Source organism: Tessaracoccus rhinocerotis (genome assembly GCF_007197885.1).
In the GTDB taxonomy this organism is placed as follows: domain Bacteria; phylum Actinomycetota; class Actinomycetes; order Propionibacteriales; family Propionibacteriaceae; genus Arachnia; species Arachnia rhinocerotis.
Genome location: NZ_VKKG01000001.1, coordinates 786,486 through 802,474 on the forward strand (window position 1 = coordinate 786,486; position 15,989 = coordinate 802,474).

The 15,989-nt window shown below is 69.7% G+C and carries 13 protein-coding genes and 3 tRNA genes; 14 read left to right on the top strand and 2 right to left on the bottom strand.

Features of this window, described 5'->3' with window-relative positions; genetic code table 11:
* The first annotated feature begins 201 nt into the window (after window positions 1-201).
* The 4 genes from FOJ82_RS03810 (at window position 202) to FOJ82_RS03825 (ending at window position 2,070) form a co-directional block, all read left to right on the top strand.
* Entirely contained in the window at window positions 202-1,584 is a 1,383-nt protein-coding gene (locus FOJ82_RS03810; protein WP_143937091.1) for an SH3 domain-containing protein, read from the top strand.
* A 110-nt stretch (window positions 1,585-1,694) separates the two neighbouring features.
* Window positions 1,695-1,770, top strand: a tRNA-Glu gene (locus FOJ82_RS03815).
* Between the two features lie 122 nt (window positions 1,771-1,892).
* A tRNA-Asp gene (locus tag FOJ82_RS03820) sits at window positions 1,893-1,966 on the top strand.
* A 30-nt stretch (window positions 1,967-1,996) separates the two neighbouring features.
* Window positions 1,997-2,070, top strand: a tRNA-Phe gene (locus tag FOJ82_RS03825).
* 102 nt (window positions 2,071-2,172) lie between these two features.
* Here the strand turns inward: FOJ82_RS03825 and FOJ82_RS03830 are convergent.
* Together FOJ82_RS03830 and FOJ82_RS03835 are read right to left on the bottom strand one after the other, a co-directional pair.
* Entirely contained in the window at window positions 2,173-2,982 is an 810-nt protein-coding gene (locus FOJ82_RS03830; RefSeq protein WP_221933006.1) for an alpha/beta hydrolase, read from the bottom strand.
* Between the two features lie 157 nt (window positions 2,983-3,139).
* A complete protein-coding gene (locus FOJ82_RS03835; protein WP_425472465.1) occupies window positions 3,140-3,313 on the bottom strand; it encodes a hypothetical protein in 174 nt (57 codons plus the stop codon).
* A 224-nt stretch (window positions 3,314-3,537) separates the two neighbouring features.
* Between FOJ82_RS03835 and FOJ82_RS03840 the strand changes: the two genes are divergently transcribed.
* The 10 genes from FOJ82_RS03840 to FOJ82_RS03885 all read left to right on the top strand — a co-directional run bounded on the left by FOJ82_RS03840 (window position 3,538) and on the right by FOJ82_RS03885 (window position 15,989).
* Window positions 3,538-5,751: an NADP-dependent isocitrate dehydrogenase gene (locus FOJ82_RS03840; RefSeq protein ID WP_143937093.1), complete on the top strand. Its 2,214-nt coding sequence runs from the start codon at window positions 3,538-3,540 to the stop codon at window positions 5,749-5,751.
* Window positions 5,752-5,974: 223 nt separating this feature from the next.
* Window positions 5,975-8,512 carry a glycogen/starch/alpha-glucan phosphorylase gene (locus FOJ82_RS03845; RefSeq protein WP_221933007.1) on the top strand — a complete coding sequence of 846 codons (2,538 nt, stop codon included), beginning with the start codon at window positions 5,975-5,977 and terminating at the stop codon, window positions 8,510-8,512.
* Window positions 8,513-8,549: 37 nt separating this feature from the next.
* A complete protein-coding gene (locus FOJ82_RS03850) occupies window positions 8,550-9,356 on the top strand; it encodes an SDR family NAD(P)-dependent oxidoreductase (RefSeq protein ID WP_143937094.1) in 807 nt (268 codons plus the stop codon).
* Window positions 9,349-10,539 (top strand): AMP-binding protein, encoded by a 1,191-nt coding sequence (locus tag FOJ82_RS03855; protein WP_143937095.1) that lies wholly within the window; start codon window positions 9,349-9,351, stop codon window positions 10,537-10,539. Before FOJ82_RS03850 ends, FOJ82_RS03855 begins: the two co-directional genes overlap by 8 nt.
* A 40-nt stretch (window positions 10,540-10,579) precedes the next feature.
* Entirely contained in the window at window positions 10,580-10,984 is a 405-nt protein-coding gene (locus FOJ82_RS03860; RefSeq protein WP_143937096.1) for a YciI family protein, read from the top strand.
* 1 nt (window position 10,985) lies between these two features.
* Window positions 10,986-11,819 carry a DUF6596 domain-containing protein gene (locus FOJ82_RS03865; RefSeq protein WP_143937097.1) on the top strand — a complete coding sequence of 278 codons (834 nt, stop codon included), beginning with the start codon at window positions 10,986-10,988 and terminating at the stop codon, window positions 11,817-11,819.
* A 9-nt stretch (window positions 11,820-11,828) separates the two neighbouring features.
* Window positions 11,829-12,239: a hypothetical protein gene (locus FOJ82_RS03870; RefSeq protein WP_143937098.1), complete on the top strand. Its 411-nt coding sequence runs from the start codon at window positions 11,829-11,831 to the stop codon at window positions 12,237-12,239.
* 115 nt (window positions 12,240-12,354) lie between these two features.
* Window positions 12,355-14,724 (top strand): ABC transporter permease, encoded by a 2,370-nt coding sequence (locus FOJ82_RS03875; RefSeq protein ID WP_185975604.1) that lies wholly within the window; start codon window positions 12,355-12,357, stop codon window positions 14,722-14,724.
* Window positions 14,725-14,728: 4 nt separating this feature from the next.
* Window positions 14,729-15,463 carry an ABC transporter ATP-binding protein gene (locus FOJ82_RS03880; protein WP_143937100.1) on the top strand — a complete coding sequence of 245 codons (735 nt, stop codon included), beginning with the start codon at window positions 14,729-14,731 and terminating at the stop codon, window positions 15,461-15,463.
* A gap of 31 nt (window positions 15,464-15,494) precedes the next feature.
* Window positions 15,495-15,989, top strand: a complete 495-nt coding sequence (locus FOJ82_RS03885; protein WP_143937101.1) for a GNAT family N-acetyltransferase — start codon at window positions 15,495-15,497, stop codon at window positions 15,987-15,989.

Consider the following 15,989-nt stretch of genomic DNA (forward strand, 5'->3'; position numbering starts at 1 on the left):
TCACACGAATGTGGTTACACGGCCGTCTTCGGCGTGGGAGCTTGCAGTTCACTCAGCAAACTCTCAAGTAGCGCTTGTCCACCCCTCCCGGCCCTCCCTAGTCTCCGACCCACTGGGCCAGGAACGCGTCGGAGGTCCCCCCGACCTCGAGGAAGCGGCGTGTTCCACCCAGTTCTGTGACATCCATTCGAAGGGACCACTGTGAACCGGGTACTCAAGGGCCTGAGGGGCATCGCCATCGCTGGCACCATGGCCGCCCTCGTCCAGGGAACGGCCAACGTCGCCCTCAGCCTGAGCGCCGAGGCGGCGGGCACACAGCTCACGGCCACCACCGCCGTCAACGTGCGCTCCGGCCCTTCGGTGACCAACTCCCGCGTGGGCATCCTCTACAAGGGCGAGAAGGTCACTGCCGGCAGCAGCAAGAACGGCTGGACCGAGGTCACCTGGGGCGGCAAGACCGCCTACGTCGCAACGGCCTACCTGACGACTGGCTCGGTGGCGAAGAACGCCGCCCCCTCACCGGCCGCATCGGCCGCCCAGGGCACGGTCTACACCACGTCGAACCTGAACCTTCGCGTCGGCCCGACGATCAACGACCCGGTCTCCGTCGTCGCGACGCAGGGCACCAAGCTCGCACTCACCGGCAAGATCAGCGGCTCCTACTCGCAGGTCCAGTACAACTCGAGCACCCTGTGGGCGGCGACGGGCTACCTGTCCAGTTCAGAGGGCGCCCCGACCCAGTCACTGCCGGCCGTCAAGCAGAAGGCACGGGCCACCACCGCGCTGATGATCCGGACCACTTCCGGCCGCGACTTCAAGTCCCTGGGCGACGTCCCGCGCGGCACCATCCTGGAGCTGACCGGAACGGTGCAGAACAACATGGCTCAGGTGGTCTGGCAGAGCAACGTGCGGTGGGTGAACAACTCCTACCTGACGCGGCTCACCGAGACCGTCCCGACCGCCCCGGACGTCCCCGACACGACCACGCAGTACGCGACGGCCAACCTGAACATCTGGCACGCCGCCACCGGTGACGCCCACACCGGCGAGATCCCCCGCGGTTCCGCCGTCTCGGTCACCGGCACCGTCACCAGCGGCCGGGCACAGATCGTCCACAACGGCGCGCTCCGCTGGGTCACCGCCAAGTACCTCTCGGCGAGCAAGCCGTCCGAGCCCGCTCCCCCGCCGAGCGGTGGCGGGGCGGACCGTGGCGACATCAACAAGGGCTACTCCAGCGGCCTCGACAAGACCAACGCCAACGTCCAGCGCATCGCCTGGCACGTCTGGGACCACTACCCGCAGATCAAGACCCAGTACGGCTGGCGTCGCGACGTGACCCCGGACCACCCGGCCGGCCGCGCCGTCGACGTGATGATCCCGAACTACAAGAACAACAGCGCACTCGGCTGGGAGATCGCGAAGTACTTCCGGGCACACGCCTCGGAGTTCAACATCAACTACATCATCTTCGACCAGAAGATCTGGAGCGTGGCCCGCAACAAGGAGGGGTGGCGCAGCATGGCGAACCGCGGCGGCGACACCGCCAACCACAAGGACCACGTCCACATCAATACCTACGGCTGACCCCCGGGCCGAAGGAAAACACCGACCCCCACTCCCAGCGACACGCCGTCGCGGAGTGGGGTTCGGCGTTTGCAACGTCGCACGTCTGCCGACTATCCTTGTGCAGTCCGGTCCCCATCGTCTAGCGGCCTAGGACTCCGCCCTTTCACGGCGGCAGCACGGGTTCGAATCCCGTTGGGGATGCCAAGTCCCTCCCTGTCGGGAGGGGTTTGAACTGGTAGCTGACTAGCGTCGGAGCCCGATTTCCCTTCCGGGGAAATGGCACGCTATAGTTACCGGGCTGGCCCAGCCAGCAAGGTCAAGAAATTGGCCCCGTAGCGCAGTTGGTTAGCGCGCCGCCCTGTCACGGCGGAGGTCGCGGGTTCGAGTCCCGTCGGGGTCGCTGGTAAGCGCAAGCAGCGCGAAGCCACCTGGCCAGGTAGCTCAGCTGGTAGCAGCGTTCGCCTGAAAAGTGAAAGGTCGCCGGTTCGATCCCGGCCCTGGCCACTCCCGAACCCCCGCCGCAGGCGGGGGTTTTTCTGTTCCCTCGATGCTGTTGCCGATGGCCACCACGACGGTTTCCAGCTCTGGAATGCCACGGGTGCTGGATCAGCCGTAGGTCTCCAGCCAGCGCCGGAGATCGGCGAAGAACCGCCCCCGCACCGGCTTGGGTGACAGGGCGAGGTCGTGGAGGCCGTCCTTGATCCGCACCAGTGTCACGTGCCGCCCCAGCATCGCGGCGCGGGAGGCCAGGCGTTCGACGTCCAGGACGATGTCGGCCGTGGTCAGGTCCTCACTCCACCTGGCGGAGATCACCGTGCGCTCCGAGATCGCCATGAACACGGGAACCTCGATGCCCAGGCCGGCGGCCACCTTGGCATGGCCCGCCATGATGGCAGCCAACCAGCCGACGCGCACCCTGAACGCCTTGTGACCCTTGTAACCCTCGTTGTAGCCCCACTCACCGTCCTGCGAGGAGTGGATGGAGCGCCGGTAGAGGCCGGTCTCGGAGACGGGGAACGTGGCGAGCGGGTTCAACTGGCCGACGGCGCTGAGCATGGGCGCGATGGCCGGCCGCAGCGCGGGGTAGCCCTGCAGCTCCAGCCAGGGCGAGTTCAGCACCAGGGCCTTGGCCCGGTCCGGGTGTGCGACGAGCCACAGTGCGGCCACCAGTCCCCCGGTCGAGTGGCCCATCACGACGAGTTCGTCGTGCCCCTCCCGTGTGATCAGGTCGGCTGCGCGGTTCAGTTCGTCGTGGTACTCGGCCAGGTCCGTCGTGAAGCCGGCGAGGTGGCCGGGCCGCAGGGAACGACCGTAGCGGTGGAGGTCCACCGCGTAGAAGTCGTAGCCGGCGTCGGCCAACTCGTCGGCCATGTGTCGCTGGAAGAAGTAGTCGCTCCAGCCGTGCACGTACAACACGGCACGCCTCGACACCGGCGGGTTGCGCCGAATCACCGTGGCAACGAGAGACCCCGGTTCCTCACCGCTGTAGGTGGGGAGGTCGGGGAGTGCGAGGGTGAGGACCTCGAAGGAGTCGAGCTCCTTGTCCGGAGCCCACGAGAGGCCGGGAGTGACCTCAGGATGGGGAGTCGTCGTCCTCGTCCTCTACCGCGTCATCATCATCGTCGAGGTAGGTTCCACCGTGTCCGTACTCCTCGGCGAGATCCGCGTACGCGTCGGGGATCTCCTCCGTCTCGGTGTAGTCCTCACCTCGGAGCTCACGCTCCAGTGACGCAAAATCGGTGTCCACAGGGCGATACTTGAGATCGCGGGCCACCTTGGTCTGCTTCGCCTTTGCACGGCCGCGCCCCATATCGGGTCGACCCCCTCGCTTTGTCCCTCGCGGCCTTGCCGCGGAATCTGTCAATAACTCGTGGGCCATAGGCTACCGGAGGTCGCGGACAAACCAAAGAACACGCCCAACAGCGTGGTCGCTAAGCTGTGCAGCGACGCATCGAGATCATTGGAGACCACATGGGCAAGATCATCTACACGCTGACCGACGAGGCGCCGCTGCTGGCGACCTACTCCTTCCTGCCGATCATCGAGGCCTACGCGAGCCAGGCAGGGGTCGACGTCGACACGCGCGACATCTCGCTCGCTGCCCGGATCGTCGCCCAGTTCACGGACCGGCTGCCCGCCGACCAACAACAGGCCGACGCGCTGGCGGAGCTCGGACAGCTGGCACGGACCCCCGAGGCCAACATCATCAAGCTGCCGAACATCTCTGCCTCCATCCCCCAACTGAAGGCCGCAATCGCCGAGCTGCAGGCCCAGGGCGTGGAGGTCCCCGACTTCCCGGAGGACCCCCGCACCGACCAGGAGCGCGAGGTCCGCGCCCGCTACGGCAAGGTCCTCGGCTCGGCCGTGAACCCCGTCCTGCGCGAGGGCAACTCCGACCGTCGTGCCCCCGAGTCCGTCAAGAACTACGCCCGCAAGCACCCCCACCGGATGGGCAAGTGGTCCTCCACCTCACGCACCGAGGTGGCCACCATGGACCACGCCGACTTCCGGCACAACGAGAAGTCGGTCATCCTCCCCGCGGCCGACACCCTCCGGATCCAGCACGAGGCCGTCGACGGCACCGTGACCGTCCTGAAGGACGCACTCGAGGTCGAGGCTGGCGAGATCATCGACGCCACCGTGATGCAAGGCGCCGTCCTCACCAACTTCCTGCGCGAGCAGATCGTGCGGGCCAAGCACGCGAACGTGCTGTTCTCCGTGCACCTGAAGGCCACCATGATGAAGGTCTCCGACCCGATCATCTTCGGCCACGTGATCCGCGCGTTCTTCGCCGACGTGTTCGAGTCCTACGGCGCGGAGCTCGCCGCGGCCGGACTCTCCCCCAACGACGGCCTCGCCGCCCTGCTGGCCGGCGTGGACGCGATGCCCGACGGCGCGAAGATCCGCGCGGCCATCGACGCCGCGCTCGAGAACGGCCCCCGCCTGGCGATGGTCAACTCCGACAAGGGCATCACCAACCTGCACGTCCCCTCCGACGTGATCGTCGACGCCTCGATGCCGGCCATGATCCGCAGCTCGGGCCACATGTGGGGCCCCGACGGGGAGGAGGACGACACCATCGCCGTCATCCCCGACTCCTCCTACGCCGGGGTCTACCAGGCCGTGATCGAGGACTGCAAGACCAACGGCGCCTACGACCCGACCACCATGGGGTCGGTCGCCAACGTTGGCCTGATGGCGCAGAAGGCCGAGGAGTACGGCAGCCACGACAAGACCTTCGAGGTTCCCGCCGCTGGCAAGGTCCAGGTGGTCGACTCCGCGGGCAACGTCCTGCTCAGCCACGAGGTGCACGAGGGTGACATCTGGCGCGCCTGCCAGACCAAGGACGCCCCCGTTGCCGACTGGGTGAAGCTGGCCGTCAACAGGGCCCGCGCCACCGGCTGGCCGGCCGTGTTCTGGCTCGACCAGACGCGTGCACACGACCGCAACGTGCTGGAGAAGGTGAAGACCTACCTGGCCGACCACGACACCGACGGCCTGGAGATCCACGTCAAGAACCCGGTGGACGCGACCACCTACAGTCTCGAGCGCATCCGCCGCGGGGAGAACACCATCTCCGTGACCGGCAACGTGCTGCGTGACTACCTGACCGACCTGTTCCCAATCCTCGAGCTGGGAACGTCGGCCAAGATGCTGTCGGTGGTTCCCCTGATGGCGGGTGGCGGCCTGTTCGAGACCGGCGCGGGCGGTTCCGCCCCGAAGCACGTCCAGCAGCTCGTGAGCGAGAACTACCTGCGCTGGGACTCCCTCGGTGAGTTCCTCGCCCTGGCCGCCTCGTTCGAGCACCTCGCGGGCACGGAGGACAACGCCAAGGCCCAGGTCCTTGCCGACACCCTGGATCGCGCCACCGGCACGTTCCTTGACAATGACAAGTCCCCCACCCGTCGCCTCGGCGGCATCGACAACCGCGGCTCGCACTACTACCTGGCCCGGTACTGGGCACAGGAACTGGCAGCCCAGGCCGAGGACGCGGAACTTGCCGACGCGTTCAAGGACGTGGCCCAGAAGCTGGCGGACAACGAGACCGCGATCGTGGACGAGCTCCTCGCCGTCCAGGGCTCTCCCGCCGAGATCGGCGGCTACTACCGCCCCGACCCAACCCTGGCCGGAACCGTGATGCGTCCGTCGAAGACCCTCAACGAGATCATCGACGCGATCAACTGATCCGGACACGACGACGGCGCCGCACCTCCGGGTGCGGCGCCGTCGCTGCTGTTCAAGGCGGGCGGGATCAGCCGAAGACCCGCTTCAGCCAGCCCTTGGAGCCACCCTGCACGGGCGCGGTCTCGACGGGACCGGCGGCGAGGCCAACCCTGCGTCGCCGCAACTTGCAGCAATTTTCGGGGGCGGCGGTGGCAATCTTTGCAAGTTGGCATAGTCTGGGCCCATGCCTGAGTCCCTGAACACCGACTCCGTGGCCAACCCCACGGATCGAATGCCTGTCTCCGTCCCGAACGGCAACGACCCGATCGCCGTGATCGCCGACGACCCACGCCACAGCGTGTCCGGTTTCACCACGGAGTTCATCCGCGAACTCCACAACCGCCAGGGCGTCAGCCTGCGGGACGCGAGCCTGCACGACAAGTTCCAGGCCACCGCCAGTGCCGTGCGCCACTACATGGTCGACGAGTGGCTGGAGACCAAGGACAAGAACGCCGCGGCGAAGCAGAAGACCGTCGGCTACCTCTCGGCCGAGTACCTCCTCGGCCCGCAGCTGGACAACGCCCTGCTGGCCACCGACCTGACCGAGATCGTCGAGGAGTCCCTCGCGCAGCACGGCATCGACCTCGCACAGGTCCGCGAGCAGGAGGTCGAGCCGGGCCTCGGCAACGGCGGCCTCGGTCGCCTCGCCGCCTGCTTCATCGACTCCCTCGCCACGATGGACGTCCCGTGCATCGGCTACGGCATCCGCTACGAGTACGGCATCTTCCGCCAGACTTTCGTCGACGGGCACCAGGTGGAGGAGGCCGACAAGTGGCTCGCCCTCGAGTCCCCGTGGGAGTTCGTGCACCCGGAGAACGCCGTCCAGGTGAACTTCGCCGGCCACACCGAGACCTGGACCGACGAGACCGGTCGTGAGCGCACCCGCTGGGTCCCGGGCTGGGGCGTCCAGGGCCTCCCCTACAACTACCTAGTGCCCGGCTACGGCACGCGCCGCGTGAACACGCTGCGGCTGTGGGGTGCACGCGCCAACAACCAGTTCGACCTCAAGACGTTCAACCAGGGCGACTACGTCGAGGCCGTCCGGGCGCAGACCTTCGCCGAGAACATCTCCAAGGTGCTCTACCCCGAGGACTCGACCCCGCAGGGCAAGGAGTTGAGGCTGCAGCAGCAGTACTTCTTCGTCGCGTGCTCGCTGCGTGACTTCATCGAGAACGAACTCGAGCCCGGGTTCGACCTGCACCGCCTCGGTGAGCGGATCATCTTCCAGCTCAACGACACCCACCCCGTCATCGCCGTGCCCGAGCTGATGCGCATCCTGATCGACGAGAAGGGCTTCGAGTGGGATGAGGCGTGGGAGGTCACCAAGTCCTGCTTCGCCTACACCTGCCACACGCTCCTCCCCGAGGCGCTCGAGGTCTGGCCGACGGAGCTGCTGGGACGCCTGCTCCCCCGCCACATGCAGATCATCAACCTCATCAACGTCTCCTTCATGGCCGAGGTGCGCGCCACGTTCCCCGGCGACGAGGAGCGCGCACTGCGCATGTCCATCGTCACCGAGCACCCCGTCCAGTCGGTCCGGATGGCCCACCTGGCCACCGTCGCCGGCTCGAAGGTGAACGGGGTCGCCGCGCTCCACAGCCAACTGCTGCGCGACAAGGTGCTCCCCGACTTCTCCGCCCTGTGGCCTGAGAAGTTCACCAACGTCACCAACGGCGTCACCCCCCGGCGTTTCGTGCGCCAGTCCAACCCGGGCCTGTCCGCACTGGTCACCAGCCGGATCGGCGGCGGCTGGGTCAAGCACCTCGACCAGTTCGACGGCCTCGAGCCGTTGGCCGACGACGCCGGCTTCCGCGAGGAGTTCCGAGCCGTCAAGGCCGCCAACAAGGAGCGCCTCCGGGAGGTGCTCCACAAGCGCGACGGCATCGACCTGCCCGAGGGCCACCTGTTGGACGTCATGGTCAAACGCCTCCACGAGTACAAGCGCCAGACCCTGAAGCTGCTGCACGTGGTCTCCCTGTACGAGCAGGTGCTCTCCGGCAAGCGCAAGGTCGAGGACCTGACACCCCGCACCGTCGTCTTCGGCGCCAAGGCCGCCCCCGGCTACCGTCTGGCCAAGGACATCATCCACCTCATCAACTCGGTGGCCGCCGTCGTGAACCGGGACCCGCGCCTTGAGGGACGTCTGGGGATCGCCTTCCCGGCGAACTACAACGTCACGCTGGCCGAGAAGCTGATCCCTGCCGCGGACCTGTCCGAGCAGATCTCGCTCGCCGGCATGGAGGCCTCCGGCACCGGCAACATGAAGTTCGCCCTCAACGGCGCGCTCACCATCGGCACGGACGACGGCGCCAACGTCGAGATCCGCGGCCTGGTGGGTGACGACAACTTCTTCCTGTTCGGCATGGACGAGCCCGCCGCGGCCGCGCTGCGCGAGCAGGGCTACCGTCCGCGCTCGATCTACGAGTCCGACGAGACGCTGCGCGCCACGATCGACCTGATCGAGTCCGGCATCTTCTCCGGCGGCCGTGGCGGCGCGTTCGGCTCCGTCACCTCTGCCCTGCTGGACGAGGACCGCTTCATGGCGTTCGCAGACTTCGCCAGCTACCTGGAGGCGCAGGAGGCCGTCGAGGCCAAGTACGCCGACCAGGAGGCCTGGACCCGCTCGGCGATCCTGAACGTGGCCCGCACCGGCTACTTCAGCTCCGACCGCTCGATGCGCGACTACCTCGACCGCATCTGGCACGCCGGGCCCGTCGTCTGATCGACTGCCCGCGCGGGCCCCTCGCTACGCTTCGGTCATGGACTTGATCAGGCAGGCGCGTGCTCGGCTGGCCGCACGGCTGGTCGTCGTCACGGGCGCGTCGTCGGGGATCGGGCGCGCGTTCGTCGAGGCGATGGCGCCGTCCGGTGCACGGTTCGTGCTGGTGGCCCGGCGCCGGGAACTCCTCGAGCAACTGGCCGACCACGTGCGCGACTCCGGCTCGCACGCGATGGTGCAGGCCCTCGACCTGCGCGACGTCGAGGCCGGTCGCGCCGCCGCGGAGGAGGTACTTGCCCACCACGGCATACCCGAGGTGCTGTTCAGCAACGCGGGCCACTCCATCGCGCGCGGGCTCCGCGGCCTGGTGGCCAGGCCGGACTCGGTGACGCGCTCCGTCGCGGCCAACTTCACCGGCCCGGTGTGCCACGCCCTACCCCTTCTGGGGGCGATGTGCACCCGGGGCGGCGGCCACTTCATCGCCACGACCACGGTCGACGCCCGCACCTCGGTGCCAGGCTGGTCGCCGAACGTCGCCTCGAAGGCCGGCTGGGACGCCTGGGCCCGCAGCGTCGCCCCCGAACTGCGCAGTGACGGGGTGGCGACGTCGCTGCTGGCGTTCCCGCTGGTCGCGACGCCGATGCTGCCGCCGGCCCGACGTGCGCGAGCACGTTGCGCGATGAGCCCCGAGGCGGCGGCCGAATGGGTGGCGCGGGCGGTGGTGACCCGGCAGGCTCGGGTGGCTCCATGGTGGCTGCGTCCCCACGAACTGCTCCACGCCGCCGCACCGGTCCTCACCGCCCGGGTGACCGCACCCTTTTCGATGCGGCTCGTGGACCGTGGCTGACTGGCTCCGGGGTTCCTGGCGGCCGACGGGGGTGGCGCTCCTGCGGATCGTTCGCGCGCAGCTGGACGCACGAGGCTCCGACCCGGCGTTCACCGACGAGATGGGGACACTGACTCGCCGGGCGCTCTGGGACGCGGTCCTGCGCCGACGGCGGGAGCTGCGCGGACACCGCGCCGTCCCACTCGTGGTGGACGGTGCCGAACCGCGCGCGGTGGTCATCGATGCCCTGGCGGGGATGTGCGCCGGGCGGACCGTGGTCGTCGTGTCCCCGCGCGCCGGCGCTCGGGCGCTGCGGCAGGCGCATGCGACCTGCGGAGGCCGCGTCGGTGTCTTCTTCACCACTTCCGGGACCACGGGAGCGGCTCGCGTGGTCCGCTCCCGCCGCGGCCCACGGGCCCTGGGCCAAAGTGTGGGACTGCTCGGGATGTTGCCCCGGTTCGACAGGCCGGTGGTGGCGTGCCTCGCCCCCGTCGGCCACGGCCACGGCTTCAGCACCTTCGCGGTTACCATGGCCCTCGGCGGCCACTTCGTGTCACTCGGGTCGGATCCGGCGGCCGAGCTGCCACGACTGGGACCGGTGGACGTCCTCACGGGTGTCCCCACGCAGTTGTCCGAGCTGGCCGCAGCCCTCCCCCGGCCCGTCCCGGTCGGTCTCGTCCTCAGCGGCTCTGACCGGCTCGTCGAGCGCGAGCTCGTGGAGAGGGCGTTCGCGGCTCCCGTGGTCGACGCCTACGGCGCCACCGAGACGGGCACCATCACGCTGGACGGCCGACCCCTGCCGGGCGTCCGGATCCGGGTGGAGGCGGGTCGGCTGCTCGTGCGCTCCCCGATGCTCGGTCCGGGTGTGTTCTCCGCCGACCGCGGGGAGCTCATCGACGGGCGCGTCCACGTCACCGGCCGCGCCGACGGGGTGCGCGTCACGGGAGGCGAGAACACGAGCCCGGAGGCGGTGCGGGAGTGGCTGCTGGCTGCTCCCGGAGTGCAGGCCGTCACGCTCGAGGAGCACCCCGACGTTCGCTTCGGTACCCGCCCGGCGGCCGTGGTGACGGCGTCGCTGCCCATCGACGGCGAGCAGTTGCGCCGCGGCATCCGCCAGGAGTTCGGTGCGGCGGCGACGCCGGCGGCGGTGGCGGTCACGGTCGTCGGTGTCGAGAACCGGGCACCGGCTGCGACCCAGTGGTGAGAGCGACCACAATGGTCGCACCAGCACAAGGAGAACCACCATGAAGTACCTACTGCTGAAGCACTACCGGGGCGCCCCGACCGCACCGAACGACGTCCCCATGGACAGGTGGTCGCCGCAGGAGGTGACCGCCCACATGACCTACATGTCGGACTTCGCGGACAAGTACCGGGCCACCGGGGAGTACCTCGACGGTCAGGCCCTCTCGCAGGAGGGCACGTGGGTCCGCTCCGACGGCGAGGGCCGGCCGCCTGTGACCGACGGCCCGTTCGCGGAGACCAAGGACCTGATCGCGGGTTGGATGGTCATCGAGGTCGACTCCCACGAGCGAGCACTGGAGCTGGCCGGCGAGCTCTCGGCGGCTCCCGGCGCGGGCGGCCGCCCGATCAACGAGTGGCTGGAGCTGCGTCCCTTCCTCACCGCTCCTCCCACCATCTCGGAGTGACGTGGACGAGGAGCTGCTCCGGCGCCTGACGCCTGAGGTGCTCGGAGTCCTCTGCCGACGCGGTGCGGATTTCGCGTCGGCGGAGGACGCCGTCCAGGAGGCGCTGCTGGACGCGTGGCGGACCTGGCCGTCGGAGCCACCGCGCGACCCGAAGGGCTGGCTGGTCACCACGGCCTGGCGTCGTCACCTCGACGCCGTCCGGGCCGACACCTCACGCCGCCGCCGCGAGGACGTCGTCGGCGCCGAGGCGATCCGGCTGACGCGCGCGCTCGCGGCCCTCGACGACCACCCCGAGACCGGCGGGCTGCTGGCGCTGATGTTGCTGCACCACGCGCGCCGCGCATCCCGTTGGACGCCGGAGGGCGCCCTGGTGCCCCTGGCGGAACAGGACCGGAGCCTGTGGGACACGGCGTTGGTCGCGGAGGGCGTGGCGGTGCTGCAGGCCGCCCTCGCCCGGGACCGGCTCGGGGAGTTCCAGGCGCAGGCCGCCATCGCCGCGCTCCACGCAGACGCCCGCACGGCGCAGGAGACGGACTGGGTGCAGGTGGTCGAGTGGTACGACGAGCTGGTCCGGCTCACCGACAGCCCGGTGGTCAGGCTCAACCGGGCGGTCGCCGTCGGGCAGGCTGACGGTCCGGGTGCGGGGCTGCGAGCACTGGCCGAGCTGGATCCGGCCCTGCCCCGGTACGACGCCGTCGCCGCCCATCTCCACGAGCGCAACGGGGACCCTCTCCGGGCAGCTACCCTCTACTCCGAGGCGGCCCTGCGGTCCAACAACCCCGCCGAGCGGGACCACCTGATGCGGCAGGCGGCGCGGCTCAACTCGGCGACATAGGCTTGGTCCATGATCGACCTCTCCCTGGCACTGCAGCTCCGGGAGGCGGGCCTCGAATGGCGGCCCGCCCCGGGGGACCGATTCGTCGTCACGGCGACGGAGATGATCGATGACCTGCTCTACCTCTCCGACATGGTGATCCAGCCCCGGGAGCTCGAGACCGGGACGATCTTCGCCTTCAACGGGACCACCGAGTGGGCGCTCGACTCCGTGGCGCAGGAGCGCACGGTGTGGCTCCCCCACGAGGGGCAGCTCCGGACGGCGTTGGGGGACGCCTTCGGCTCGCTCACGCGCTCCGACGGGTACACCGTCGGCGCGGTGGTGGACGGCCGCGAGGTCCAGTTCCACGACCACGACCCCGAGAACGCCTACGCCCGGGCCTTGGTGGCAGTACTGGGGTCGAGGGTGGAGGCACCCTAGGGGCCGGCACGGGGGCGGCTCCGGGCAGCGCCCGATACCCCTGCGACATCGGTCTCCATAGGTTGGTGCTGGCCGCTCAACTCGGTCTGTCAACCGGAGGAGAACCATGCCTGGCGTGCGGGAACTGCGAGCACTGACGTGGCGTTCACTCCGGCGCAACCGGGCGTCGGCCGCGATCCTGGTGGGCTTCATGGCGCTCGCGACGATGCTCGCGGCCTCAGCCGCGGCCCTCGTCGTCACGGCCACCGGAGCGAGCGAGTCGCTGATGCGGCAGGCCCGCACCCCCCATTTCCTGCAGATGCACGCCGGTGACGTCGACCTCGTCAGGATGGCGGCCTTCGCAATGTCCAACCCGTTGGTCGAGCAGTGGGCCGTCAGCGAGATCCTCAACGTCGACGGCGCCGCCGTCAGGATAGTCGGCGACGGCGTGGACACCACGCTGGCCGAGGCCCTGCAGGACAACTCCTTCGTCACCCAGAACGCCGGCTTCGACCTCCTGCTCGACACCGACGGCGAGGTCATCGCGCCCACGCCCGGGACGGTGTGGCTGCCGTTGTTCTACTTCGCGGAACTGGACCTGGCCGTCGGCAACGTGCTCTGGGTGACGGGCCCGGGCGGCCGCACCCAACTGGAAGTAGCCGGCTTCCTGCGGGACTCGCAGATGAACTCCTCCTACGCCTCCTCCAAGCGGCTGCTGGTCTCCGCCGGGGACCTCGAGCGCGTGCGCTCCACGGTCGCCGACGCGGGCGCCGTCGAGCACCTGGTGCAGTTCCGTCTCACCGACCCGGCCGCCGCCACGCAGTTCGAGGAGCAGTACCGCGCCGCCGGGCTGGAGGCGAGCGGCCCGACGGTGACCTGGGCGCTGTTCGTGCTGGTCAACTCCATCTCCGAGGGTGTGACAGCCGCGATCGCGATCCTGGTGACGGTCCTGCTGGTGGGGATCGCGCTGCTGTGCGTGCGTTTCACCCTGCTGACCACCATCGAGCAGGACCACCGCCAGATCGGCACCCTGATGGCTATCGGCACGCGTCGGCGCGACCTGCGGCGGCTCTACTCCCGCCGCTATCTGGCGATGGCCCTGGCCGGCGCCGTCGTCGGCCTCCTCGGGGCGCTCGGCCTGAGCCGGGTCCTGCTGGCGCGTGTGGAACTGTTCCTCGGCCCCTCCGGCCGGGAACTGCCGGCGATCGCGCTCGGGGTGGCACTGGCGGCACTGCTGGTGTGCGTCGTCGTGCTCTCGGTGCACCGCACACTGCGCGCGCTGGAGCGGATCTCGCCTGTGCGGGCCCTGCGCACCGACGGCGCCGCACCGGCCGGGGTGCCCCGCCGGCCACCCCGCTGGCTCTCCGTCGCCGACGGTGCGCTCGGGACGAACACGACGCTCGGACTCGGCGACCTGTGGCGCCGACCGGGACTATACGTGGTGCCCCTGGTGGTGCACACCCTGGCCGTCTTCGTCCTCGTGGTCCCACAGAACCTCTACACCACGGTGACTTCCCCCGGCTTCGTCACCAGCATGGGCGCCGGCGTCAGCGACATGCTGGTCGGCGTCCGCCCACCGGTCGAGGTGGAGCGCGCCGCCGAGCTGGCCGAAGAGCTCGCCGCCGACCCGCGGGTGGAGCGCCACACCATGCTCGTGACCGCCGCCTACTCGACGACAACCGTCGAGGGCACCCGCGCCAGCCTGCGGATCGAGTCCGGCGACCTGGGCATGTTCCCCATCTCCTACACGCGTGGGCGGGCGCCCGTCGAACCCGGACAGCTGGCAGTTTCCGCGCTCCAGGCGGACGCGCTGGGAGTCGACCTGGGCGACGTCGTCGTGGCCGAGCCGGTGGGCGGTGGCGAACCACTGGAGTTGGCGGTGGTGGGCGTGTACCAGGACATCACCAACGGCGGCCGCACGGCCAAGATGGTCATGCCCCACACCAGCTCCGAGGTGATGTGGAGCACCCTGCAGGCTGACTTCACACCCGGCTTCCACGTCGGCGCCGCGATCAGCGGCTACGCGGCCACCAATCCGGACGTGCGTGTCAGTTCGGTTCGTGACCACGTCGCCGCCTCACTCGGGGGCACGGTCGACGCACTCGGCTCCGCGGCCGTGGCCGCGGTTCTCGTCGGGCTGGCGGTCGCGGCTCTCGTGACTGCCCTGTTCATGCGGTTGCTGGTGGCCAGGGATGCAGCCCGCACGGCCACGCTCCGGGCGCTCGGGTTCAGGGACCACCAGATCCGACGCCAGAGCCTGGTGCGCTCGACCAGCGTCCTGGTGGCCGGCGTCCTGCTGGGTACCCTGCTGGCCCACGTCGTCGGAGGCCCTCTGGCCGGGTTCCTGCTCGCCCCCGCCGGCCTGACCGAGCTCACCCTCGGCACCAACCCCTGGCTCGCCCACGTGGCCAGCCCCGCTGCACTGCTGCTGGTGGTCGTGGGGACCACCCTCGCGAGCACCCGATCCGGCGTCGAGGACTCGATCGCCCTCACCACCAAGGAGTGACCCCGTGTCCACCGCACTGCTCAACGCCTCCGGGCTCCACAAGTCCTACGCCGAGACCCCCGTGCTGCACGGCGTCGACCTCCGGGTCGACGACGGCGAGTTCGTTGCCGTCATGGGCCCGTCCGGCTCCGGCAAGTCGACGCTGTTGCACTGCATCGCGGGCCTCGACGAGCTCGATGCCGGGGCCGTGTGGCTCGACGAGACCGATCTGACGGAGCTGGCCCGCGACCAGCTCGCCGATGCCCGTCGCGAACGGATGGGCTTCGTGTTCCAGCAACCGACCCTGCTGCGCGACCTGTCGCTCCTGGACAACATCGTGCTCACCAGCTCGCTCGACGGCATCGGGACGAGCAGGCAGCGCCGGGAGCGGGCCGAGGCGCTGCTGTCCCGGGCGGGGATCGGGGATCTCGGCGCGAGGATGCCGACGGAGGTCTCCGGTGGGGAGCTGCAACGCGCCGGCATCTGCCGGGCCATGATGAGATCCCCCCGGATCCTGTTCTGCGACGAACCCACCGGCGCCCTCAACAGCACCGCTGCGACGGCTGTGCTGGACCTCCTGGTGGAGCTGAACTCCGAGGGGACGGCGCTGCTGGTGGTCACGCACGACGCCACCGTCGCGGCCCGTGCGGACCGGGTGGTGTTCATGATCGACGGCCGCGTGGCGCAGCAGCTGTGGCTGGGCGAGACCAGGGACCCGGTGGCCGCCGTCGCGGCGACCATGCGCCACGTCGGGGTCTGACCACAGCGCTCGCCCCACATAAGATGGTCCGGTGATCGAGATCCTCGACGTCCGGACGGACTCCCCCATCGCCGTCGAGATCCTCGGCGAGTACGTCAGTGACCGGGTCTCCACCCGCCCCGTCGGTGCGGGCAACTACCGGCCGCCGCAGCCGGACCCGGCGAGGTTCATCCCTCCCGCCGGCGCGTTCGTCATCGCCCGCGACGGCGAGGAGGTGCTCGGCTGCGCCGGGATCCGCCTGATCACGCCCGGCCCGGAATGGGTGGACGACGGCTTCGGCGGCAGCCGCTGGTTCGAGTTGAAGCACCTGTTCACTCGCCGGGCAGCCAGGGGACGCGGCGTCGCGCGCCGGGTCGTGGACCACCTGACGGTGGTCGCCCGCGACCTCGGGGGCGACAGGCTGGTCCTGGACACCCACTCGTCGCTGGCCGCCGCCTCGGGCCTCTACGCGCGCGTGGGGCTCCGGGAACTGCCCCGTTTCAACGACAACCCCAACGCCGACCGCTGGTACGGCAAGGCGTTGTAG

Excerpts from the sequence above, each read along its gene's own strand:
- FOJ82_RS03870 (WP_143937098.1), top strand. The coding sequence starts at position 11,829 with ATGATCGACCTCTCCCTGGCACTGCAGCTCCGGGAGGCGGGCCTCGAA.
- FOJ82_RS03850 (WP_143937094.1), top strand. The coding sequence starts at position 8,550 with ATGGACTTGATCAGGCAGGCGCGTGCTCGGCTGGCCGCACGGCTGGTC.
- FOJ82_RS03845 (WP_221933007.1), top strand. The coding sequence starts at position 5,975 with ATGCCTGAGTCCCTGAACACCGACTCCGTGGCCAACCCCACGGATCGA.
- FOJ82_RS03840 (WP_143937093.1), top strand. The coding sequence starts at position 3,538 with ATGGGCAAGATCATCTACACGCTGACCGACGAGGCGCCGCTGCTGGCG.
- FOJ82_RS03860 (WP_143937096.1), top strand. The coding sequence starts at position 10,580 with ATGAAGTACCTACTGCTGAAGCACTACCGGGGCGCCCCGACCGCACCG.